The organism is Vibrio sp. 2433-A1 (assembly GCF_056726085.1).
Map to the genome: position 1 here is coordinate 1 of NZ_JBRESC010000022.1, position 22,891 is coordinate 22,891.

Sequence of the window (22,891 nt, forward strand, 5' to 3'; positions counted from 1 at the left end):
TATTAGGAAGTATCATTATGTTGAGTGGTTTTTCGTCAGTATCATTGCGCTAGCACTGACGAACTGAGCCGTAGAAAAATGTGGGCGAGTGCCTTGCTCATTGTCGAAGCTCGCTTCGTACATGCTAGGAGCGAGAATCATTTTTAAGGTGAAAGCCCGTAACATAATGTGCCTAATACGCATTCTCCTACAGTCCAACCGCTCGCCACAGTGTCGAGTAAGCGAAGCGTTCGAGACCGAGGAAGCGGAATTTCTCCCAATCCTAAACCATGCCACGGTCACACCACTGTTTAGATTTTGACCTCGAAGAGGTTCGGGTTCCTGTTACACCCGAACTAACTCCTGAATTTAGGAGTATTACACCATCTCCTCGTTCTTTCCTTTTATTGGTGTCATCCCTAATATTTTATTATCTTCTCTATCGATCAATTTCTGCATGCTTACAGCCATGCAATATTTGTCGATCACATCGATTAACGTTGTCTTTTCTTTATCTGATAACGATAGGGTTCTTTCCAGAACCATCTCCATAAGACCATCTAAATTTGTCTCTGAAACGTCATTAAGTAAAGAGTTTGGCGTGCAACCTAATGCGTTTATCAATCCATAAATTGTACTCAATTTAGGATCTACTTCATTCCTTTCTATTTTTGATATTTGACCGACTCGAATATTACTCAAATCTGCCAATTCACCTTGAGTTAAGTTTTTATCTCTTCTCAAGCGCTTCAAATTATCGCCTAGAGCCACAATATTTTCCTCAAAATCATGTTGCAACATGAATTATAACCCCCTATATTAGTCCTTGAACTTAAAACTAATCCTAGAGGATTAGTAAAAAACATTCTATAGCACTATTGACAGGTTTTTTGTGACTTTCTTTATTGACCAACTTTTCATGCAACAAGACTATCCCGACGGTGGGCTTCCATTCGTTGGGACGCATGTTATTGAGCGCGTCGATATGGAAACAGGGGAAAAGCTACCTCCTAACGTGAATCAGAAAATACTTGAAGGATCATACAGCACCAAATTGACCATACGTTGTAACGGAAATCGAGTCAGAGTCGAGGGCAACCCTTCACGTTGGCAGCGTATGGATAATCTTTTTGGCTTGAATACGATTGACGAATGCGTCGATGTTTATAATCACGTTCTTGCCAAGTACGATTTACCGCCATTCACTAAAAACACCAAACTCAAACACCGCCAAACGCCTGATGGTAAATCATCATCTCTTATCGGTAATGGCGCAGAGATTACCCTCATCGATTGGACTCGTAATCACATGGTCGGGAAGGGACATGAAGCTTCTTTCATTCGCGGTATGTCCTCGATGCAAATTGGTCGCGGTCGAGAGCCCAAACTTTACCCTAACGGTATGACTTGTAACTGGGGTGAAGCTTCAGAATGGATGATGACAAAACTTTACTGCAAAGCATTTGAACTCAATAAACACCTAAAGAAAAGCAAACGCAAAAAGAACGGTGCAACCGAAGAACAACTCAATTATATCAATAAGTTAATTACATACTGTGAAGAGCAGGGCGTAGTGCGAGAAGAGCACAGCTTAAGACAGAAATTACTAAAACGTCACAACTTACAATTTTATGGCTTGGTTACTGAACAAGACTTTCACGCACATTTAAAAGATATCGAGAACGCCATGAACACACTACACGCAACGCATGACGAACATCAATCAATCGCACATCAACTACTAGATGCAGGTGCAGTCGACACCTTGAGAAAAGCCAATGTCACGATGAGTTATTTCTCTCTTTGGCAACATGGCACAGATTTGCGAGACGTTCTATCTGACTCTAATTTTTACGTCCACAAGGGTCGATTAAAGCAAATTGGTATCGATATTTCCCGACCATTCGACGTATCTCGCATGTGTCCAACACTTAAGCGTTCAGAGGTTATTGAAATAAAACCTCTGTCAGTTCCTGACTGGTATCAACTTCCTCAAGTTGCCCAGTCCAACGTTTTGCCCTTTAGGGCGGTAGCGTGACTCTTTGTGTGGTCTCTGCGCGCAGCGCGGGGGCCACATATGGAGTTACGCCTAGCAATAATTCAATCCGTTATTTGGCTAAATTGAGGTTCTAACATGTTAAAAATTGAAGTATTTCCAGAAGATGAGCGCATTTCTACACGTGTAATTCAAGGCAAGGATGGTAAGCCACCACGCAATATTTATGAACAAACTGCTTACGCTTACCTGGGCGGTAAATTCCCTGTCGAAATGAAACTGTCACTTGAAGAAGGTCAACCCCCATATGCTACCGGAACTTATACAGTCCATAGCTCTAGCTACCTTGTTAATAACTTCGGTGGTCTTGAATTAAAACGCTACGGCTTACTAATCGAACCCTTAGAAGCACCAGAATTATAAAAATCGCTTGGCTCTTGCTCCTCTTTCGTTTGTCCTTTGGGGCTTGAGCCAAGCTCCTTATAAGTCAAAGGGGCGGTGTTCTCCTTGAAATTTCACCGCGCCTTTTTTCACAAGGACGCGTCAATGGCTATTCAAATTTTCGATTCAAACCAAACAGTTTCCTTATCCACATTTTCCCCAATGCGTTTGTTGCAACTTTCAAGGCCAACCACTAAGTGCAAATTTGTTCGTCAGGGAGACACCATACATTTGCTTGTTTTTATGAATGATTTTTCTGACGTTCCATTTCTTCGCATTTCCGCTGATTCACTTTATCGAGCTGCGCGTTCTTTTATGAGTATTGACCATGAGCAATCGTAGAGAATCAGCTTCGTATCGATATTGGACGGATGAAGAGGTCAATCATTTAGCTCAACTGAGCAAAACACATACCTCTATTGAATGCGCCCAAGCTCTTGGTCGCTCGTTAAAGTCAGTAAAACAAGCTGCTTTAGTCAGGGGTTTTTCCTTCCGGAAAAACCCACGCAAAGCCTATTCAACATCAGACGACGACTTTATTCGTAAGAGTGTAGGGAACATCACTTTGTCAGATATTGCTAACCATTTGGGTCGCTCTCTAGAGTCTGTTAAGTGCAGGGTTCGTCGCCTTGGTCTTGTTGGCCGCTATCGCCAAATTCGCCCCATAAAATACAGTGATGATGACGTTGAACTTTGTCGCCAACTTTCCGATGCTGGACTCACGCCTCCAGAGATTTCCGACAAGATGGAAATACCCCAAGACACGGTTAGGTCATACATTAATTTCAATTCAAGACTGGAAGGTCTGCCGGATTACATTTACGACATATCAGAAATAAGGTGAACATATGGAAGAGCAAGAGAAGCGATTTTGTGTCTGTGGTGACTGCGGAATGATTGTCCCGTTTACCGCAGAGCTCCATAACGAAGATGAGTTTTGTCAATGTGGCGGTCAAATGTGCGGTTGCGACTTTTGCAACCATGAATACGCTAGCCACTTATCACCAAAGCTAATATCTCGACTCTAGACACAGGTCACTGGTGACAAATACAGGGAAGAAGTGTAATTCTTCCCGCAATCCTTAGCCCAGATAATTACATTTATCTGGGCTTTTTGATTTCTGTTACAGCATTCAACTAATAGTCAGATTTCCGATTTCTACGAAATCAGAAAAATGAGTATTAGGTATTTTATGGTAAATCAGTTATGTTTAATCGAAATGACCTATATACAAGAGAAGGAGCTACAAACGACCTCGGAAGAGGAACCTTACAAATACCATTTAACATAAGATACATAATGCGCACTTAGACAGAGCTTGTTTATAGTTATATTTCAAAGGCTATTCTACTCAAATTCATATTTTGAACCACCAAGCTTCAGATGTTGTTGCTCTAGTGAGTTCTAAAGCCTGTGCAACGCCCATATATTTGAGTTGAGCGATCTGCAATCGTGTTACCTTCCAAAGCATTACTTATTGAGTTCGGTATGAAAAATTAGACGTACACACAAGTTGTGTTTTTTGTACCTATACGAATATTGGCTGCGTTTGTCGTTAAAACTGAAACGATTTCGTAACTGTTTCGGTTATACGAAGATAGAAAATTAGTTATAGTGCTTTAGTATTGATTAATCTAGCTACTAAGTTCGACTTTACCTGGCTGCTTATTACGAATCTGTTGGATTGATTCTGCAGACATTTGTACGTTAGCAAACCAGAATGGTTTATGTTTCTCAACAAATACATGACTACGTTCAAGACCGTCATAAATCGCATACGCTTGAGCCTGTGCCAATGCCACACCGGCTTCACTTCGCTCAAGAATTGGGACTTCATCTAGATCTTCTTGAAGCGCCGCTTTCATATGCATTATAAACGGTGTCCACTCCAACGCGTCTACGAGCTTTTGCGTGATCGTCTTTTCTAAACTTGTAATGAGCTTAGGAATAATACTCAAATTTGGCGTAACATCGGCACATGCATAGTATTCTTCACGCATATTGTTTTCACGGTAATAACGCATTTTATCAACGAGTGCATCCTCATACATTTGCGTAAAGTGGTTAACAACGGCAAAGTGGCTCAATGTTCGCAACACACCAAGTAAAACGCCTTGCTCTGGATTTTTAACATTGCCCTGCTCTAGCCTTAATCTGGTTACATTCGCAGTTAAAATCAGGTACTGCCATAGCTTAGGTGCGATGTTCTTTGTAGGTTTATCTTGCCACCTCAATAGTCGTCTTGCCATAAGGATTGGGAACAGCAAAGCTGAGTTTTCAATGCCAAGCGTACCAATAGCAACCTTTGGGTCCTGAAGATTTCTTGGCGACTTACCAATACGGTCACAAAACTTGGGGTTGTTCGCCAACGCAATGACTTCCGATTTTAGTTGAGTGTCATTTGTGGTTAAAACAGATAGCTTTGTATAGTTAAGTGATGGCGAGTAAGCGATACTCATGAAATGGCTAAAATCAGGAAAGCGATTGAAGATTTTATTAATTGGAGAAGACGCCAGTTTCTCAAAAATTTGTTCTTGTGCGTACGCTGCAACATCGTCAACGACAAAGCTATGAATCTTCTGTCTTTCTTCAATTGCTTGCCTACGCTCTTTGACTCTTGAACTCTCACACTCAAGTAGAAGGCGTTGATTATCCGTGATTCTTTCTTTTTCGTGCAGAATTACACTGTCACAAAACTCACCTTGACGACTTAACACACCATCAACGTCAGATTGATCGAGTAAGTATTTTAAACTGACTAGCCATTTTGCGTGACGCTCTCTCGTTAGAAGAGATATTTTGCGTGCAAGGTCGACAGCTTCTTGGTTGTAATTCTTATTGGTAGTAAGCGAACTTTGCATAACCATACTATGTTTGAAAACTTCAGCGAGAATATAGTACGCCATTCACTAATTTTCAATATGTAGACGAATGTATTTCTCTGTAAGGCTGTACTCATACCGATGACCTTTACGGACGATCTGCTTGCTCGCCTTACATAGCTTGTGATCTCCTGTTGATGTAACTCTTTTTATAACAGCGAAATTCTCTTTATGCGCCATTTCTATAAACAAGTCACAATACCCTGAAAGGTTATATTTGGAGAGCTGCTTATCTATTTTAGATTTAATCTTGCTTGCGAGTGGATTGATCTCCGTGTCATCTGCGTAGACACTAAAGCTCATCAGTACTGAAAAAATTAGTAAGTTTCTAGTCATCATGGTTACCTCTGACGACAAGATAACAAACATGATGACATTCAAATTTTCTAACGTGTAACTTCTAGAAACTTAGAAGAGAAATGTGAAATTAACAAGTTTCTCAGTTTGCCTTTTTATTGCCCTTAGAGCGGAAACCTTGAAACGGAAAAACATTACGGATTCGTTGTTGAACGGATTTGTTGATCTCTTTCGACATCACAAGCTTAGTACCAGAGCGCTGCTGATAAACTTTTAACTCACCATTGAATGGTGTTCTATGCCCGATTTCTAACACGTTATGACGGAAGCTAGGAGGGAAATGCCCTTTTTCACTGACAATCTTGCCGTCAGAAAAGGTGACTTTCAGAATCGGCCTGTCAATGGCGACAAGCCAAAACACGATAACAGCAGCAATCAAAATCACATAAAGCATCTAGGCCTCCATTTACGCTAATCAAGCAATTTACTTAGATCTTCTTTCAAGCTATTTACCGCTTTACTTGCCTTCTCGCTTCTCGACGCTTCAGACAGTAAATATTCAATTGCATCAGAGAGCGTACAACCTAACTCATTTGCTCGGTGTGACAGCTTCTCCCAGACACGATAATCGAGATCAATCGATTTCTTTTTGGTATGAATCTGTTCGGCATTAAAATGGCGCTTACGCTTTGCTCGAATCGCTTGCTTAAGTTTGTTATCTAGCTCAGGAGCCATGTGACTCTCGATCCATTCAAGAACTCGTGTTGGTTCGTGCTCTATTTTTCTTAGTTCCGCGACGGCAGCATCAGCCTGACTCGTATCTATATGGCAAGTAATAGATTCACCAGCTTTCCATTTATTGACTAAGTAAGTCCATTTCCAACCACATTCAAGATTTTCAAGCTGCTGATATTTCATTTCGAGGCCATTTAATAAACGTTAGAGTGACAGCGTAACTGTAAGTAGCACAACTTACAATCCCTATTGTATTCGAAAAGAGATCAAGATCATTAGATAAATTATCTATATATACTACTTCAGTTTTTCTATATACTTTGCGTCCAATTAAAGCACACGATTTGATTCAATGAACCAAGAAAGCTGGCACGCGGTCACTCCTCAATATTCTCGCTATGATGCGAAAATCCAACGATTTTCTGAGCTAAGCCTAGTCAATTTTTTCGATATTCAGCCTCGACTGAAACAATCTTTAGAAACATTCACAAAGCTCGCTGGATACAGTCGCCTGCTGGTTATAAACTCTATCGATAATGCCTTCTATAGAAACTTAATCAAAGATGGCTTAACGACACTTGATTCCACCAAGCCATGTATCACGACGGAATCATTGAATATCACAGCGCTTCTTGGCTCGTACACGTGCAATGAACTTGGTGACGTTGTAACTAAAGTGCCTGGCCTTTTTGATAAAGCGAACGGCGGTTATTTAGTTATCCCTGCGACATTGCTGCTTGCTAACCCTGCGAGTTGGCAGGTGTTAAGGTCTGTATTGCTAGGACAGAGTGTTAATCCAGTCAATGCAAATCCAAAGCTAATTGCACTCGAACAGCCATCATTTAAATACGAGATTAAAGTTGCACTGGTTGGCGACAGACACCAAATCGCTGACTTAGAATACCTTGAGCCTGAGCTTTATACTGGTCTGGCTTTGTTTACAGAAATCGAAACTGAGCTTGCACTTGATCACAATAGCATTGAACAGTACTTAGGCTTTATTTCTTGGATAGTACAGCATTACAAACTGCCCCAGCCTACTTTTGGTGCTATTCACCGCCTAATGAACGTGGGTGCTCGATACACTGAAGATCAGCACTATATGCCCATTGAAGTGCTTTGGTACTTAGCTCTTTTTGAAGAAGCTCGACTGACTTCCAATCAGCAATTCATATCCGAACTCGACCTAGACCAAGCACTAGAGAACAAATATCAGCGTGAGGCTTATCTACCCGAGCGGGCGCTGGCAGATATTACTGACGGGCAAGTCATCATTGAAACTAAAGGCGAATGTATTGGTCAAGTCAATGGCCTTACCGTTATTGATGTACCTGGACACCCAATGTCATATGGCGAGCCAGCACGTATTTCATGCGTAATCCACTTCGGAGACGGCGATATTTCTGATGTTGAACGCAAAGCCGAGCTCGGTGGCAATTTGCACGCAAAAGGCATGATGATAATGCAAGCCTTCGTCAGCAGTGCCCTTCAGTTAGATGAACCTTTGCCGTACTCAGCTTCAGTGGTATTTGAGCAATCATACAGCGAAGTTGATGGCGACAGCGCGACCCTAGCAGAATTATGCTCGTTCGTTAGCGCATTGTCTGAGTACCCTATTAATCAACAAATCGCTGTTACCGGCGCAGTGGATCAGTTTGGTCGAGTACAAGCAGTTGGTGGTTTAAATGAAAAAATTGAAGGTTTCTACCACGTTTGTAAACACCAAGGTTTTACTGGTGAACAAGGCGTAATCTTACCTAAAACAAACCTCAAGCATTTAGCCCTTCACAAAGATGTCGTTGAAAGCATTAAGAAGAATGAATTCCATATCTGGTCGGTATCAACAGTTGATGAAGCAATTCCTATCATCATGAATAAGCCATTTAGAGGCGATGATGAAGAAAGTGTGATTAGTAAAATCGCTCAACGTATTGAAAACTTTGAAAGACATGAACAACCTCTGGGTTTTGTGGAACGAATCAAAAACTGGTTCATGTAAGACTTAAATCATTAAAAATGGACTGATCGGAGTTGTTTAGCGTACACGTGTTCACTAAGATGCTCCTATCAAAATTTGGAGTAATTGATAATGCAAAACAAACGTGATTCTTATAACCGTGAAGATCTTCTAGCATCTAGCCAAGGTGAACTGTTTGGCCCGGGTTACCCTCAACTACCAGCACCAAACATGCTAATGATGGATCGCATCAGTAAGATGTCAGAAACAGAAGGCGATTACGGTAAGGGTCTTGTCTTAGCTGAACTAGATATTACTCCAGACCTATGGTTCTTTGACTGCCACTTCCCTGGTGACCCAGTAATGCCTGGTTGTCTTGGTCTCGACGCAATGTGGCAGCTTGTTGGCTTCTACCTTGGCTGGGTTGGCGGTAAAGGTAAAGGCCGCGCACTAGGTGTTGGTGAAGTTAAGTTCACAGGTCAAATCCTACCTACTGCGAAAAAAGTGACTTATGAAATTCACATGAAGCGCGTTGTTAACCGTAGACTAGTAATGGGTCTTGCCGATGGCCGCGTTCTTGTAGATGGTAAAGAAATCTACGTAGCGAAAGATCTTAAAGTTGGCCTTTTCCAAGATACGTCAGCATTCTAAGTACTAGAGTTTTCAAAAGCGACTAATTTTAGTCGCTTTTTTTATCACAACACAACTAGTTATAGTGCATTATAGATTTATTTAAAAGCCCCTTTCGGGGCTAGATCCTTTCAAAGTATGTGGATTGAGTGTTATTTGTAGAGACCAGAGTGTTTATCTTCTCTGGCATCGCGCCAACCACCAAGCCAATAAGATCGAGCATCCATCTGTTGGTATGGACATGCCTCCATTGAGCGACCATTAAGGCCAGCTTTGTATCCTTGAGATTGAGCTCTTTCTAAGCGGTCACGCTTTTGTCTCTTCATAGTGTCGTCCTCATACATAAAATGTTTTCTTAACGTACTACTTAAATCCATCACTTCACCAGCAATCTCATTGCTCGCATTACGTGATAGACGTGAAGCTTTTATGGCTTCTAGATTAAGATTCGATCAAAATTTGGCTTTATTCAAGATAAAAAAAAGGCACAGATTCAAAATTGTGAACCTGTGCCCTTGTTGAATATTTAACCTATTTTCTACGGAACCCAAGAAGGCCTAGTAGTGTCAGAGCCAAGAAACCTAACGTACCACCCTGGCGTTCAACTTTAGAAGTTTCCACAGGACGCTTTGTAATTGAAGGGCTGTCACTGATAGGTACAAGCTTGACCGCGACTAACTTAGCTGAACCGTTACAAGCCGCATCAATTGCATCACTCGCATAACCGCCTTTACAATAATATGCTGTTGCTGCAATTACACCTGCATCGTTAATGTCACCCGCTTGGATAATACGGTAATCATTATTAGACGCTAGAGCATTACTACCATACGTGAGATCATCAAGATACCATGCTTTACCTTGAAGTGGCGCCTGAGCTTTACTCGTAAGCTGGGTAATGAAGCCTCTTTGAGCGCGTGGTTGACCACTAATTTCACGATGAGATTCAAAGTCAACAGTCCCTACCACTTCATCGAACTTATTAATGCCGCCAATTAACCCATTCGCACCGGTAAAGAAAATATCGCCAGAAAACATTTTGGCTGTAGGTTTTGTCACATCATCTACATAGAACAAACCATTACTGTACGCGCCGTTGATGGCTATACCTTTAAGCTTGTACGTACCAACAGCAACACCATTTTCACTTACCGCTGTCAGTGATGAGTTTAGGTAGTTATCTAAGTTTCTGTCACCGCTATCAAAGCCGCTAACAAATGTCGATGTCCACTTGTTGCCATCTGCCGAAGAGAAAACGCTTGCACGTAAATGCGCATCACCATCACTGTTGTAACCAACGGCGTAAAGTGTAGAGGAAACTTTAGTAATATCACGAGCGCTACCTTGTGGCATTACGCGGTCACGACCAGCTGCACTTGACCAAGGTAATTGATTTGCAACGCCATTTTTCCAAATCGTTGCTTTTGATGTGTAGTCACTACCATTCCAGTTAGTCGCTGGGTTACCGGTAAGATGTTTACTCGATACACTACCAACGGTATAAACTGTACCGCTATCATCGTACTGCGCCCACGCACGAGAACGAACGCCGTCAGTAAAAGTATCGGTGCCAGCATAAGCGGTGTTACGGCGAGTACTGGTTTGATAATTACCTACAGGCTCTCCAGAAGCATTAATAGTGTTAACAATCACATTTCCTTGAGCCGATTGAACATCGCTATTTTCGAGGAATGCATTCGAGTTATTGATATCACTATTTTCAAACTCATTAGCGTAGCCATTTGTATACTGACTATCTGCCCAGTTCTCACACAGTGAGTCGGTGTAACCTAGATAGTTGCGACAGTACGAACGAAAGTTGTCGTATACGTTGTCGCCTTGATCAATATAATCGAAGCCAAAATTGACTAAGAATGGCGATTCATCACGGTACTGAAATCCTTCCTGGTATCGCTTACCTTCATAAGCAATTGCAGATGTTTGCTGATCACAGGTGTCACTGAAACAGTTCGTTTGGCCTGAATCAGTTACTGGCGAGATCGCTACGCCGTATGTCTGCACTGCAGAGCTGTCGTCATACTTGTAAACATTGTATAACGCCGCGTTAGCTGCGAAAGAAGCTGCGACGGTTGCCGCAACTGCTGAAATCTTAAAAATTTTACTACTCATTTGATCTTAACTTTCCTGTTGCATTGCCTCTAGCTCTTCCCAGCGCTCAAAGGCAATCTCAAGTTCCTGCTCAGTAACAGCTAACTTATCTAATATTGGTTGCGTCTGATCGACAGGCTTTGAAAAGAAGTCTGCACTGTTGACCTGCTCTTGCAAATTCTCGATTTCAGATTCTAACTCTTCAAGTTTTGCGGGTAACGCTTCTAACTCTCGTTGCAGTTTATAAGATAACTTCTTAGGCTTGTTCTTAACTGCTACAGTTTTGGGAGTTTCCTCAACCTGTTTAGCGGTTTTCGATGATTTTTCATTCGATCGTGCTTGACGGCTTTGCAAACGTTGCTGCTGAGCGTCGTGATAACCACCAACAAATTCCTCAATCACACCTTCACCTTCGAAGATCCAACTCGTCGTCACTGTATTGTCCACGAACTGACGATCGTGACTAACAAGTAACAGCGTACCTTGATAATTGGCAAGCAAATCTTCTAAAAGTTCCAAAGTTTCTATATCAAGATCGTTAGTGGGTTCATCTAACACTAACAAGTTATTTGATCTGAGGAAAATTCGAGCCAGTAACAAGCGGTTCTTTTCACCGCCCGACAATGCTTTAACCGGAGTACGTGCACGTTTTGGTGCAAATAAGAAGTCTTGCAGGTAGCTTAAAGCATGACGCTGACGTCCACCGACCATAACCTCTTGCTTACCATCCGCTAAGTTATCAATAACTGACTTCTCAGGGTCTAAGATTTCACGATATTGGTCAAAATAAGCGACTTCTAACTTGGTACCGCAATGCAACTTACCGGACTGCGGCTCAAGATCGTTAAGTAACAGTTTAAGTAATGTACTCTTACCACAGCCATTAGGCCCAATAAGCGCAATACGGTCGCCGCGCATAATATTGAAGGAGAAGTCCTTAACAATCGACTTGCCATCAATACTATAATTGATGTTCTTAGCTTCAAATACGATCTTGCCAGAACGTGCCGCGTCATCAATTTGAATGTTCGCTTTACCCTGAACTTCGCGGCGGTCGCTACGTTCTTCACGAAGCTTTTTAAGTGCTCTCACACGCCCCTCGTTACGAGTACGACGCGCTTTAATACCTTGACGAATCCAAACTTCTTCTTGAGCGAGTTTTTTATCGAATTCAGCGTTTTGCATTTCCTCAACGCGCAACGCCTCTTCTTTTTCAACAAGGTAATTATCATAGTCACCAGGGAATGAAGAAAGCTTGCCACGGTCTAGATCAACAATTCGAGTCGCCATCGATTTAATGAACGCGCGATCGTGTGAAATGAAAATAATTGAACCACGAAAATCTTTAAGGAAGTTCTCTAGCCATTCAATCGTTGTGACATCAAGGTGGTTGGTTGGCTCATCCAGTAGTAATACGTCTGGATCGCGAACTAAAGCACGAGCTAGTGCTGCTTTACGCTGCCAGCCACCAGATAAATCGGTCAGTTTTGTATGGCCATCTAGCTTCAAAGCCGCAAGAACGTTTTCAATACGGTCTTCAAAACGCCAAGCACCATTAATTTCTAGCTCTTCTTGGATGCGCGCTAACTTATTAATGTTTTGTTCAGAGGCATCTACCGCTATCAGATCAAGCTGATCTTGATAGATCTTAAGCTTTTCACCAATTTCAGCCAACCCACCAGCAACGTACTCAAAAACTGTTCCTTCTTGGTTACGAGGTGGATCTTGCTCAAGTCTTGAAACCACAACATCTTGAGTAACGGTAAGTTTACCGTCATCTAGAATGACCTCGCCGGCTAACACCTTCATCAAGGTAGATTTACCAGCGCCGTTTCGACCAACTAAACAAACACGCTCGTTTTCTTGAAGTGCGAAGTCCGAATGGTCAAGTAAAGGGTGATCACCGTAAGCCAGTAATCCGTTATTAATTGTTAGCAATGCCATTGTTATCTAACCAAACTTGTAGTTGTTCCAAATCAAAAGGCCAATTGAGCTCATTTTCTTTATAATTGAGCACAGGAATCGTGACCCCGTAACGAGAAAAAAGCTCATCATCAAATGCAATATCTACAATTTCGACTTGATCTGAAATTTTGAGTTGTTGAGTTAACTGAAATGCCATCTCACAAAGATGGCACCCTTCTGTACTGTACAAAGTGATCACGATACTTAACTAGTCCTTGTGTGTTAGTACCCAACAGTTGTGAATATGTTTGTTGCGTGAAAAGTCTAATGGAAGCGTTTGATTAGAGATGTTCTTAGCTTCCAGTCCTAACTCTTGCAGAGACTCTAAATCCATTTTGAAATGGCGCTTGTTATTTGAGAACACGATAGTGCCTTCAGAACGAAGAAGGCGTTTTAAGTTTTTCATCAACTGGATATGATCACGTTGAATATCGAAGCTCTGCTCCATACGTTTTGAGTTAGAGAATGTTGGCGGATCGATGAAAATCAAATCAAACTGGCCTGTCGCTTTCTCTAACCACTGTAAGCAGTCAGCTTGCTCAAAACGATGCTGGCGACCCACTTGGCCATTAAGCTTCATGTTGTCTTTTGCCCACTCTAGGTAAGTGTTAGACATATCCACTGTTGTCGTTGATTTTGCACCACCACACGCTGCATGAACGGTCGCAGAGCCCGTGTAAGCGAATAGGTTTAAGAAATCTTTGCCTGCAGCCATTTCACCCAATTTACGTCGAGTGATCTTATGATCTAAGAACAAGCCAGTATCTAGGTAGTCATGCAAATTAACGATGAGCTTAACGCCGTATTCGTTCACCTCTAGCTTTTCAGACTCCTGAGATAGCTTTTGGTATTGAGAGCGGCCTTTCTGTTTCTCTCTCACCTTAAGAACGACTTTGTTCGCTTCTGTACCTGTCACTTGTATCGCTGCGCGGATAATGTCGGTTAAACGACGTTTCGCAGTCTCTTCAGGGATGTTCTTCGGCGCTGCGTACTCTTGAATCACTAATTGATCCAGATATACGTCAATCGCGACATTGTAATCCGGCAAATCGGCATCATAAATACGGTAACAATCTAGCTGCTCTTTACGCGCCCACTTACCGATTTTGCCAATATTTTTCTTGAGACGGTTTGAAAAGTCAGGCGCTATGACTTGTTCCGTGACATTGTCACCTTTATTATCCGACTGGCGTGCACTGATTGAATAATTCTTTTGTTGACAAGGCAGTGCACCGTTATTGAGCTTGAATTGCTTATCTGCACGCATACGTAGACAGCTTAATAGCTCATCAGAGCTAGAGAAAATTGAAGCTTGGCAACCACCAAACTGAGCCTTTAGCTGCGCACCGAATGCTGTGTATAAAGCGATTAAGCCTGGATGCGTACCTAGGCGCTCACCATATGGCGGGTTAGATACAATAACACCCTCTTCGAAGCCTTCTGGGCGCAATACCTGAGCCGCATCACCTTCTTTAAATTCGATCAGTGAATCAACACCAGCGCGTCGAGCATTATCACGAGCGGTTTGGATTACGCGAGCATCATTGTCAAACCCGTAGAATTTAGTGTCAATTTTATTGACGCCACGTCGAGCTTGTACTGACGCCTCAGATTTGACCTCAGCCCAGAGGTCAGGTTCGAAATCTTCTAGTGATTCAAACCCCCACTTTTCGCGCTTAACACCTGGAGCCATGTTAGCCGCCATCATTGCAGCTTCGATGAGTAAAGTACCTGAACCACACATAGGGTCCAATAGTGGCTTGTCGGCAGTCCAACCACTACGCAAGATAATCGCTGCAGCTAATGTCTCACGTAAAGGAGCTTTGCCCGAAGCCGGACGATAACCACGTTGATGGAGACCACCACCGACCATATCAACACCTAGAATAGCTTTATCACGGTGCAGACGAACGTGAATACGAAGATCTGCATGATCTTTACTGATCGACGGTCTTGGTAAGCTTTTCTTCTCAAAGCAATCCACTATTGCATCTTTAACCTTCATTGCACCATATTGGCTGTTTCTAATTTCACGGTTAGTACCATTGAAATCAACAACAAACTTTTTAGAGCTATGGAATTGGTTGACCCAATTTACTGAAGAAGTCGCTAAGTATAAGTCCATGTCGTCGTTACAAGTGAACTCTGATAACACACGAACAAAACGCGATGCCAGACGGCTCCACAAACAACAACGATAAATCTGTTCATTAGAAGCTTTAAAGCGAACGCCCGCTTGCACAGGTTTAGCATTCGAAATGCCAAGCTTTGTAAGCTCCTCAACCAGAAGGTTTTCGAGGCCATTGGAAGTAACCGCAAGATATTGATGCATAGTGATCTTTTTATTCTCTAGAAAATGACCCCCCATTATACCTGACATCAACATATATCGTTAGCCGAATAGCGACTTTCCTCACGTTTAATCTTTAATTGAATACTCATTAGCCATTTTCAACTTGAGTAATCCAATTCCAGTTTTCGCTTCCTAAAGTTTACATTTTTGACCAGATAATCGGCTCCAAAGGCGAAGTGAATACTTATTCGCTTCAATTTTGGTATATACCAGACACTTATTTATGTGTAATTTACTTTCAGAAACACCCTAAATGGGGAACTTCTTGCCGCTTTAAAGAAAAAGAAACGTAAATGCGCGAGGATTATTTGAGTGTTGATTGGTTAAAAATCGAACCAGCCTCACAATTATGACCTGTCGAGTAACAACTTAACTTATTGTATTAACGGAAATTTGGGCAAAAAAAAGCCAGCTAAGTAGCTGGCGGGAAATGAAACAAAAGGAACGATAACTAGTGTTAGCTCACCATTCTGATGGGCTGAACGGTGAAAAAGTGATTCACAATTGCCATACGGTCATGCATGACTTTAATTGCTTCACCAAATTTAAGACTTTTAGAACCACTTAATGCGAATTCTTCTAAGCAGACCGAGGCACATAAGCTTGCGCTCTCTCCTACTTCTAAAACAATGAAATAGCCTTCATTATGGCTATTGGACAAACGAATCAAATCCCCCTCTTCAGGGCTAATTGAACCATCGGCCACTGAATCAAAGAACCAACTTTTAGGTTGGACTGGTTTGTGGAAACGCTTTGCAGCTACGCAATACAAAGCGAGTTCCGCTTGTCTTGGTTCGCTTAAATCAAGATGAGCAATTTGCTCCTTGTAACCTTGATAAGCAGACGCATCATCCACAGAGAATTCGTTAATACCAATTGCACAATCGACAATCAGTTTACGAGGAAGATTGGTTTTAAATAGCATTTCGTTTCCCAGATCGAGCATTAAGTACCCTTCTGAGTCTTCGTAATACCAAGTCCATTTGTCACTAGGTTTAAGCATCGTTCCATCTCTGGTTAGTTTTTACATTATTAGGTAAAACGCTTAATTACCTTCCAAATAATATTGAAATTCTATTCGCTCTCTCGCAAAAAAAAAGAGGAAATGACTATGCATTTCCTCTCGTTTCACGTCAGCTTTTTTGTCACTAACCCAAAGTGACATTGTCACCATCATTTTGATGATATAACAATACAGGCTATAAATTCTTAACGATATCTCTTACTAACGCTGGACCGTGGTAAATAAAGCCTGAGTAAACTTGAACCAGTTGCGCACCAGCCATCATTTTCTCTTTAGCAGCAACATAAGAGTCAATACCACCTACCCCAATAACTGGGATTTGGTCATTTAACTCTTCGTGTAAACGACGAACAACTTCGGTACTACGTGATTGAACTGGGCGACCACTCAAGCCACCAGCTTCATTTCCATGCTTCATGCCTTCAACAATGCTACGATCCAACGTAGTGTTTGTTGCGATAACAGCATCGATTTTATTTTTGATCAGAGACTCACAAATCTGAGAGATTTCATCATCACTTAGATCCGGCGCGATCTTTAATGCTAGAGGTACGTATTTGCCAAATTTCTCAGCAAGTTCTGATTGCTTAGCTTTCAGTTCAGCAAGGAGATCATCTAAAGCTTCGCCGTATTGTAGTGAACGAAGTCCTGGCGTGTTTGGAGAAGAGATATTTACCGCGATATAACCAGCATGCTCGTAAACCTTCTCCATACAGATCAGGTAATCTTCCGCGCCCTTCTCGATCGGAGTATCTTTGTTCTTACCAATGTTAATGCCAAGAACACAGTCGAACTTTGCTTTCTTAACATTATCAATCAGGTTGTCAACGCCTAGGTTATTAAAGCCCATGCGGTTAATGATACCTTCTGCTTCAACCAAACGGAAAAGGCGTGGTTTGTCATTGCCCGATTGAGGACGAGGTGTCACTGTACCTACCTCAACAAAGCCAAAACCCATCGCGTCGAATGCTTCGATACATTCACCATTTTTATCTAGGCCAGCAGCCAGACCAACAGGGTTACGGAATGTCAGCCCCATGCATTCTACTGGGCGATGAGGAAGCTGTTGACGATAAAAAAGATCAAGTGGCGTGCCGGTCAAACGTTTGAAGTTTTGAATTGCAAGATCATGTGCCTTTTCGGCATCAAGTTGGAAAAAGCCAGTTCTGGCTAGACGGTAAAGCATTGTGCCTCCGATAGAAAAAAGCCCCGTGTAAACGGGGCTGTATTATTTACTGTTTTGCCGAATTATTCAATGAATTATCGCAATCGTTTACTCATTCGCTGAACAATTAAGGTTTAGAAGCATCAGTTCACGTAAAGCAACCGAGAATTTTGCAAATTCATGAACAGAGCCGACTTTGAATTCATTAAGGATATTTTCCCAACGATGTAGAGATACTTCGTTGGTCTCAATCCAATCATCTAATGCTTTCATGACATCAAGCTCTTCTGGTGAACAGCCGCAACTCAGTACCTGACCTGTTAATTGGCGTTGTTGCCAATCAAGATCTTCACGGAATGCCGCTCTCGCCAGTGCTTGCCAGTTGTTATCGACTGCTTGGCCATTGATTTGCTTCAAGAACCAGTGAAGTGATAGTCGGTCACCTAGGTTGTAGTAAAGTTTGGCTGTTTGTTCAACAGTTTTACCTTTTTCACGAGACACTGTGGAAATATCCAGTACTGAGTACAAGCTAGACAAACGAGCAACATAATTAGCCACTTCACCATTAATGCCCTGCTCAATCCACGCCTGCGCCATTTCCTTATGCTCTTCAACTTCAGAAGGAACAAGCATATCATCAAGGTGTGTTTTGATGGTATCAACATCACCTTGATACAGATCAATCAGTTCATTCACTGACTGGCGACCAGTGCGATTACGCAATAACCAACGAGACAAACGACGTAGCGTTCGACGGACATAGAAAATCATATCGTACTGAGCATCGGTCGAAGCTTCGTTATCTTGCGCTCGAATTTCATCAAGCACTTTGCCTAGGCCAAAGATTTCGCGTGTCGCCGCATATGCATTGGCGATATCAACAACGTTAGCGCCTGTTTCTTCTTGCAGGCGAGTAACGAAGTTACACCCCATTTCATTAACCATTTGGTTAGCAAGCGCCGTCGCTATAATCTCAGCACGCAGTGGATGGTTGTCCATTTGGTCAGAGTAGTTACGGCGTAACTCAGTTGGGAAGTAGTTCACTAATTGCTGAGCATGAAATGCGTCTTTAGCGATATCTTCGTGAACTAGTTCTTCCTTAAGAACCATTTTGCCGTAAGCCACAAGGACTGAAAGTTCAGGACGAGATAACGCCATGCCCTGCTTTTCACGCTCTAGAAGCGTTTCATCATCTGGGATGTACTCTAGTGCACGATCCAAATGGCCTGCTTTTTCCATCGTGTGGATAAAGCGAATTTGCTCTTTAACTAGAGAGATACCCTGACGTTCAGTTACTGAAATAGACTCAGATTGGCAATACGCATCATCAAGAACGATTTCACCAACTTCATCTTCCATTGACTCAAGGATCTTATTACGTTGCTTAACCGTAAGATCGCCGTTAGTCACTAAGCCATTAAGGAAGATCTTAATGTTCACTTCGTTATCTGAACAATCTACACCACCAACGTTATCAACGAAGTCAGTATTAACACGGCCACCAGCAAGCGCGTACTCGATACGACCAAGCTGTGTCATACCTAAGTTGCCACCTTCACCAACCACTTTGGCTTTTAGGTCACAGCCATCAATACGAAGCACATCATTGGCACGGTCACCAACATCAGTATGAGTCTCTGTAGATGCTTTCACATAGGTACCGATACCACCATTCCATAGAAGATCGACTTCCATAGATAAGATCATTTTAATCAGATCATTCGGTGCCATTGATGCCTTTTTAGTACCCAGCATCTTCTGAATTTCTGGTGTAAGTGAAATAGACTTCGCACGGCGTGAGAAGATACCACCACCTTGCGAGATTAGGTCAGTATTGTAATCTTCCCAGCTTGAGCGCGGTAAGTTAAATAGACGATTACGTTCTTCCCAACTACTTGCCGATTCTGGATTCGGGTCAATAAAGATGTGCATATGGTTGAACGCAGCTTGTAGACGAATATGCTTAGATAGCAGCATACCGTTACCAAACACGTCCCCTGCCATATCACCCACACCAATCGCGGTGAAGTCGGTTGTTTGACAGTTGATTCCCATTTCACGGAAGTGACGTTTAACAGACTCCCAACCACCTTTAGCAGTGATCCCCATCGCTTTGTGGTCGTAACCATTCGAACCACCTGATGCAAACGCATCACCCAGCCAGAAGTTATATTCTTCAGACACTGAGTTAGCAAGGTCAGAGAATGTCGCTGTACCTTTGTCTGCTGCTACAACCAAATATGGATCATCTTCATCATGGCGAACCACACTCTTAGGATGCGCAACTTCACCATCAATAATGTTATCTGATACATCTAGAAGCGCACGAATGAAACGTTTGTAGCAGCGTTGACCTTCAGCAAAGATTTCATCACGGCCACTCAACGTCGGTTGACGTTTACAAACAAAGCCACCTTTCGCACCCACCGGTACAATTACAGTGTTCTTAACTTGCTGTGCTTTCACCAGACCAAGGATCTCTGTACGGAAATCTTCTTGACGATCTGACCAACGCAAGCCACCACGTGCAACTTTACCACCACGCAGGTGAACACCCTCTATGTCCGGTGCGTAAACGAAAATTTCGAATGCCGGCACTGGCTGAGGGATTTCAGGAATATCACTTGGCTTCATTTTCAGCGATAGCCAAGGTTTTGCTTGCTTGTTGTCATCCAACTGGTAGTAGTTAGTACGAAGCGTTGCGGTGATCATCTCCATGTAACGGCGGATGATACGATCATCATCGAGACTTTCTACATGATCGAGTTGCTCGGTAATTTTCGCTATCAGATCATTTTGACCTTTCTGACTACCTTTAAATTTCGGCTCAAAACGTTTAGTAAATAGCTCTACCAAACCTTTAGCAAGCTCTGGGTAATGGCTTAGCGTCTCTTCAATGTAATGTTGGCTGAATGGAAAGCCAACTTGACGCATGTAACGCGCGTAAGCACGCAGTATTGAAATTTCACGTCCAGTAAGTGATGCGCCAAGAACTAAGCGGTTAAAGCCATCGCTTTCAAGTTCACCTGCCCAGATAGCAGCAAACGCTTGTTGGAAACGATCTCTCGCTTCACGAAGATCGACCGTTTTATCGCTCTTATGCAGCATTGAGAAATCTAGAATCCAGTAGACCTGGCCATTTGACTTGCGCACTTCATAAGGTGACTCACCAATAACACGTAGACCAAGGTTTTCTAGCATTGGCATTACGTCAGATAAGTGAATTGGCTCATCGCGGTGGTAAAGCTTAAGTTTTACTGCTTTAGATTCAGAACCCAGTTCTTGTGGGCGGTAGAACAGCATGCCAAGCTTGTTGTCATCACTTAAACTTTCAAGGCGTTCAATATCTGCCACGGCAGAACCTGGCATTACATCTTCTTTGTATGAACGTGGGAATGCGCGTAGGTAGTCTTTTGATAAAGGAAGACCTTTACTCTCACCAAAGTTTGCCACGATCGCTTCAGATAAACGATCATCCCATGTAGAAGATGCTTCCATTAAGTTTTGCTCAATCGTTTTAACGTTGACATCCATGTTGTTGTTATCAACACGAACGATGTAATGAGTACGCGCTAGTGGGCTTTCCGAAAAGTAAGTGGTAAATTCAACTTCCTGCTCACAGCCAAAGTATTGTTGAAGAATGCGTTGAGTTTGACGACGCAACTCTGTGTTGTAACGATCTTTAGTCACATACACCATACAACTGAAGAAACGACCAAATGGGTCTTTACGTACAAACAGGCGAAGCATGTCACGGTCTTGCATCTGAACAACACCCATACCGACTTCTAATAACTCTTCTTCTTTGGCTTGAAGTAGTTCGTCGCGTGGGTAGTTTTCTAGAATATTATGCAGTGCCTTATAAGAGTATGAACCTTCGCGGTAACCACTTGCTTCAAGAATACGCTCAACTTTCTCTCTGATAAGTGGGATACCCGCTACGCTTTGGTTGTAGACCGCTGACGTGTATAAGCCAGTGAATCGGTGCTCACCGATTACCTTGCCATTCTTATCGAATTTCTTAATGCCGATATAGTCAGTGTACGCCGGGCGGTGAATACGAGATGCGCGGTTACCCTTGGTGACAATCAGAAGAAATGGTTTTTTAACTTCTAATCGTGCTGAATCTGGAAAATCTGAAAGTTTCACGGTTCGGACACGTTCACTATTCGCGAACAGACCTAAACCTTTGTCTTCTGTTGGGCGTAACTCTGTATCACCATCAACAGAAACAAGATCGTATTCCTTGTAACCCATGAATGTGAAGTTGTGGTTACCTAACCAGCGAAGGAATTGAAGTGACTCATCATAACGATCGCGTTGGATCTCTACCTTTCCTTGCTGAGACTCGACCTGAGCCGTTACCTGCTCTAGTTTTTCAACCATCAGTAACCAGTCTTGAACAACTAATCCCGTGTCGTTCAAAATGCTTAGAAGTTCTGCTTTCAAAGAAGCCATTTCTTCTTTTTGACTTAGACGGTCAACCTCAATGTGGAATAGAGATTGAAGAACGCCCTCACCTTCATTAATAGCAGTAATTTCACCTTTACCAGTACGCGCTACCTGTGTAGGTCCATGTAGCATTAAGTGTGATGAAAGATCCAAACGGCTAAGTGCCATCTTAACCGAGTCAACCAAAAACGGACCATCAGGCACCACGATTTCTACGATCGTGTGTGTTGACTGCCATCCTTGACGGCTAACGGTTGGATTAAAAACTCGAACAGAAATATCGTCGGCTTTTTTCTCGTTAATATGATGCCAAAGTGAGACAACAGCGCCATATAAATCAGATTCGTTGCGTTCGACTAGATCGTCTTGAGAGATGTTGCTAAACAGGTGTTGAGCAAGTTGGGTGACTAAAGGTTGATGAGCAAGCTCGAGTTTGTCTTGAATAAGTTTATATACTTTTTCAAGCAGAACCGGCATCAATGTTTCACGCGCGGTCATAATCACACTCCACAATTAGAATTGTATGTATTTTTGAGGGTTTTTGTAAGCATAGTGCTTAACACGGGTAATGCCGCTTTATTGTAAAAGCTTTATTGATAAATGGTTAATTGTTTTGGAGGTAGTAGGAGGTGAAATGTTCGAGAATGTGACTGAGGTTCTATTTAAACTTCTATAAAATCAGTTGCTCACAGAAGTTCTAACTTCATAAACTTGTTATTTTGGTCAGTTGTTAATCTAAACCGCCCTTTCAGCCCTATTTGACTAAGAAATGGCCGGAAACGAGATGCAGGTAATTGTAAGCGCAAGCCCTTGTCCGTAACGACTAACACGTTACTAGCAGCACCATTATAGTGAGCTAAGAAAGTTTGATATGAGATGTTTAAGGTGAAGTAATAGTGGTTCAT

At 42.4% G+C, this 22,891-nt stretch carries 21 protein-coding genes; 7 read left to right on the forward strand and 14 right to left on the reverse strand.

The window, feature by feature from the left end; translation table 11 throughout:
• Positions 1–357 precede the first annotated feature (357 nt).
• Positions 358–780, reverse strand: coding sequence for a helix-turn-helix domain-containing protein (locus ACU01J_RS17955; protein ID WP_481085834.1), 423 nt, complete (start codon positions 778–780; stop codon positions 358–360).
• A gap of 118 nt (positions 781–898) precedes the next feature.
• Here ACU01J_RS17955 and ACU01J_RS17960 point away from each other — a divergent pair, with 118 nt between their 5' ends.
• The 5 genes from ACU01J_RS17960 to ACU01J_RS17980 all read left to right on the forward strand — a co-directional run bounded on the left by ACU01J_RS17960 (position 899) and on the right by ACU01J_RS17980 (position 3,444).
• A complete protein-coding gene (locus ACU01J_RS17960; RefSeq protein ID WP_481085835.1) occupies positions 899–2,017 on the forward strand; it encodes a phage/plasmid replication protein, II/X family in 1,119 nt (372 codons plus the stop codon).
• 96 nt (positions 2,018–2,113) lie between these two features.
• On the forward strand, positions 2,114–2,398 hold the full coding sequence (locus tag ACU01J_RS17965; protein WP_481085836.1) for a single-stranded DNA-binding protein: 285 nt from the start codon (positions 2,114–2,116) through the stop codon (positions 2,396–2,398).
• 123 nt (positions 2,399–2,521) lie between these two features.
• A complete protein-coding gene (locus ACU01J_RS17970) occupies positions 2,522–2,758 on the forward strand; it encodes a hypothetical protein (protein ID WP_481085837.1) in 237 nt (78 codons plus the stop codon).
• A complete protein-coding gene (locus ACU01J_RS17975; protein ID WP_481085838.1) occupies positions 2,745–3,260 on the forward strand; it encodes a hypothetical protein in 516 nt (171 codons plus the stop codon). The genes ACU01J_RS17970 and ACU01J_RS17975 overlap by 14 nt, the downstream gene beginning before the upstream one ends.
• Positions 3,261–3,264: 4 nt before the next feature.
• Positions 3,265–3,444 carry a hypothetical protein gene (locus ACU01J_RS17980; protein WP_481085839.1) on the forward strand — a complete coding sequence of 60 codons (180 nt, stop codon included), beginning with the start codon at positions 3,265–3,267 and terminating at the stop codon, positions 3,442–3,444.
• A gap of 607 nt (positions 3,445–4,051) precedes the next feature.
• Here the strand turns inward: ACU01J_RS17980 and ACU01J_RS17985 are convergent.
• From ACU01J_RS17985 to matP, 4 genes are all read right to left on the reverse strand, one after another.
• Entirely contained in the window at positions 4,052–5,284 is a 1,233-nt protein-coding gene (locus tag ACU01J_RS17985) for an HDOD domain-containing protein (RefSeq protein ID WP_481086981.1), read from the reverse strand.
• A gap of 42 nt (positions 5,285–5,326) precedes the next feature.
• Complete coding sequence (locus ACU01J_RS17990) at positions 5,327–5,635, reverse strand: hypothetical protein (protein ID WP_481086944.1); 309 nt, start codon at positions 5,633–5,635, stop codon at positions 5,327–5,329.
• A 103-nt stretch (positions 5,636–5,738) separates the two neighbouring features.
• Positions 5,739–6,050: a DUF3634 family protein gene (locus ACU01J_RS17995; protein ID WP_394125484.1), complete on the reverse strand. Its 312-nt coding sequence runs from the start codon at positions 6,048–6,050 to the stop codon at positions 5,739–5,741.
• A 17-nt stretch (positions 6,051–6,067) separates the two neighbouring features.
• Complete coding sequence (matP, locus tag ACU01J_RS18000) at positions 6,068–6,514, reverse strand: macrodomain Ter protein MatP (RefSeq protein WP_481086945.1); 447 nt, start codon at positions 6,512–6,514, stop codon at positions 6,068–6,070.
• Between the two features lie 169 nt (positions 6,515–6,683).
• Here matP and ACU01J_RS18005 point away from each other — a divergent pair, with 169 nt between their 5' ends.
• Both ACU01J_RS18005 and fabA read left to right on the forward strand, forming a co-directional pair.
• The gene (locus ACU01J_RS18005) at positions 6,684–8,330 is read left to right on the forward strand and encodes an AAA family ATPase (protein WP_481086946.1); all 1,647 of its coding nucleotides are present in this window, start codon (positions 6,684–6,686) and stop codon (positions 8,328–8,330) included.
• Between the two features lie 90 nt (positions 8,331–8,420).
• Entirely contained in the window at positions 8,421–8,939 is a 519-nt protein-coding gene (fabA, locus tag ACU01J_RS18010) for a bifunctional 3-hydroxydecanoyl-ACP dehydratase/trans-2-decenoyl-ACP isomerase (RefSeq protein ID WP_481086947.1), read from the forward strand.
• Positions 8,940–9,070: 131 nt separating this feature from the next.
• On the opposite strand, the gene rmf is transcribed toward fabA, so the two are convergent.
• The 9 genes from rmf to ACU01J_RS18055 all read right to left on the reverse strand — a co-directional run bounded on the left by rmf (position 9,071) and on the right by ACU01J_RS18055 (position 22,891).
• The gene (rmf, locus tag ACU01J_RS18015; protein WP_004414030.1) at positions 9,071–9,244 is read right to left on the reverse strand and encodes a ribosome modulation factor; all 174 of its coding nucleotides are present in this window, start codon (positions 9,242–9,244) and stop codon (positions 9,071–9,073) included.
• Positions 9,245–9,449: 205 nt separating this feature from the next.
• Positions 9,450–11,048 carry a DUF3466 family protein gene (locus ACU01J_RS18020; RefSeq protein WP_481086948.1) on the reverse strand — a complete coding sequence of 533 codons (1,599 nt, stop codon included), beginning with the start codon at positions 11,046–11,048 and terminating at the stop codon, positions 9,450–9,452.
• A gap of 6 nt (positions 11,049–11,054) precedes the next feature.
• Positions 11,055–12,971: an ABC transporter ATP-binding protein gene (locus ACU01J_RS18025; protein WP_481086949.1), complete on the reverse strand. Its 1,917-nt coding sequence runs from the start codon at positions 12,969–12,971 to the stop codon at positions 11,055–11,057.
• Positions 12,952–13,191, reverse strand: coding sequence for a glutaredoxin family protein (locus ACU01J_RS18030; protein WP_481086950.1), 240 nt, complete (start codon positions 13,189–13,191; stop codon positions 12,952–12,954). The genes ACU01J_RS18025 and ACU01J_RS18030 overlap by 20 nt, the downstream gene beginning before the upstream one ends.
• A 9-nt stretch (positions 13,192–13,200) precedes the next feature.
• Positions 13,201–15,324 carry a bifunctional 23S rRNA (guanine(2069)-N(7))-methyltransferase RlmK/23S rRNA (guanine(2445)-N(2))-methyltransferase RlmL gene (rlmKL, locus tag ACU01J_RS18035; protein ID WP_481086951.1) on the reverse strand — a complete coding sequence of 708 codons (2,124 nt, stop codon included), beginning with the start codon at positions 15,322–15,324 and terminating at the stop codon, positions 13,201–13,203.
• 478 nt (positions 15,325–15,802) lie between these two features.
• On the reverse strand, positions 15,803–16,348 hold the full coding sequence (locus ACU01J_RS18040) for a cell division protein ZapC (RefSeq protein ID WP_481086952.1): 546 nt from the start codon (positions 16,346–16,348) through the stop codon (positions 15,803–15,805).
• A gap of 196 nt (positions 16,349–16,544) precedes the next feature.
• Positions 16,545–17,555 carry a quinone-dependent dihydroorotate dehydrogenase gene (gene pyrD / locus ACU01J_RS18045; protein WP_481086953.1) on the reverse strand — a complete coding sequence of 337 codons (1,011 nt, stop codon included), beginning with the start codon at positions 17,553–17,555 and terminating at the stop codon, positions 16,545–16,547.
• An 87-nt stretch (positions 17,556–17,642) separates the two neighbouring features.
• Positions 17,643–22,484, reverse strand: a complete 4,842-nt coding sequence (locus ACU01J_RS18050) for an NAD-glutamate dehydrogenase (RefSeq protein ID WP_481086954.1) — start codon at positions 22,482–22,484, stop codon at positions 17,643–17,645.
• Between the two features lie 188 nt (positions 22,485–22,672).
• Positions 22,673–22,891 (reverse strand): DUF2835 domain-containing protein, encoded by a 219-nt coding sequence (locus ACU01J_RS18055; protein WP_134836696.1) that lies wholly within the window; start codon positions 22,889–22,891, stop codon positions 22,673–22,675.

Coding starts and splice junctions, on each gene's coding strand:
- ACU01J_RS17955 (WP_481085834.1), bottom strand. CDS start 780: ATGTTGCAACATGATTTTGAGGAAAATATTGTGGCTCTAGGCGATAAT.
- ACU01J_RS17960 (WP_481085835.1), top strand. CDS start 899: ATGCAACAAGACTATCCCGACGGTGGGCTTCCATTCGTTGGGACGCAT.
- ACU01J_RS17965 (WP_481085836.1), top strand. CDS start 2,114: ATGTTAAAAATTGAAGTATTTCCAGAAGATGAGCGCATTTCTACACGT.
- ACU01J_RS17970 (WP_481085837.1), top strand. CDS start 2,522: ATGGCTATTCAAATTTTCGATTCAAACCAAACAGTTTCCTTATCCACA.
- ACU01J_RS17975 (WP_481085838.1), top strand. CDS start 2,745: ATGAGCAATCGTAGAGAATCAGCTTCGTATCGATATTGGACGGATGAA.
- ACU01J_RS17980 (WP_481085839.1), top strand. CDS start 3,265: ATGGAAGAGCAAGAGAAGCGATTTTGTGTCTGTGGTGACTGCGGAATG.
- ACU01J_RS17985 (WP_481086981.1), bottom strand. CDS start 5,284: ATGGTTATGCAAAGTTCGCTTACTACCAATAAGAATTACAACCAAGAA.
- ACU01J_RS17990 (WP_481086944.1), bottom strand. CDS start 5,635: ATGACTAGAAACTTACTAATTTTTTCAGTACTGATGAGCTTTAGTGTC.
- ACU01J_RS17995 (WP_394125484.1), bottom strand. CDS start 6,050: ATGCTTTATGTGATTTTGATTGCTGCTGTTATCGTGTTTTGGCTTGTC.
- matP (WP_481086945.1), bottom strand. CDS start 6,514: ATGAAATATCAGCAGCTTGAAAATCTTGAATGTGGTTGGAAATGGACT.
- ACU01J_RS18005 (WP_481086946.1), top strand. CDS start 6,684: ATGAACCAAGAAAGCTGGCACGCGGTCACTCCTCAATATTCTCGCTAT.
- fabA (WP_481086947.1), top strand. CDS start 8,421: ATGCAAAACAAACGTGATTCTTATAACCGTGAAGATCTTCTAGCATCT.
- rmf (WP_004414030.1), bottom strand. CDS start 9,244: ATGAAGAGACAAAAGCGTGACCGCTTAGAAAGAGCTCAATCTCAAGGA.
- ACU01J_RS18020 (WP_481086948.1), bottom strand. CDS start 11,048: ATGAGTAGTAAAATTTTTAAGATTTCAGCAGTTGCGGCAACCGTCGCA.
- ACU01J_RS18025 (WP_481086949.1), bottom strand. CDS start 12,971: ATGGCATTGCTAACAATTAATAACGGATTACTGGCTTACGGTGATCAC.
- rlmKL (WP_481086951.1), bottom strand. CDS start 15,324: ATGCATCAATATCTTGCGGTTACTTCCAATGGCCTCGAAAACCTTCTG.
- ACU01J_RS18040 (WP_481086952.1), bottom strand. CDS start 16,348: ATGCTTAAACCTAGTGACAAATGGACTTGGTATTACGAAGACTCAGAA.
- pyrD (WP_481086953.1), bottom strand. CDS start 17,555: ATGCTTTACCGTCTAGCCAGAACTGGCTTTTTCCAACTTGATGCCGAA.
- ACU01J_RS18050 (WP_481086954.1), bottom strand. CDS start 22,484: ATGACCGCGCGTGAAACATTGATGCCGGTTCTGCTTGAAAAAGTATAT.
- ACU01J_RS18055 (WP_134836696.1), bottom strand. CDS start 22,891: ATGAACCACTATTACTTCACCTTAAACATCTCATATCAAACTTTCTTA.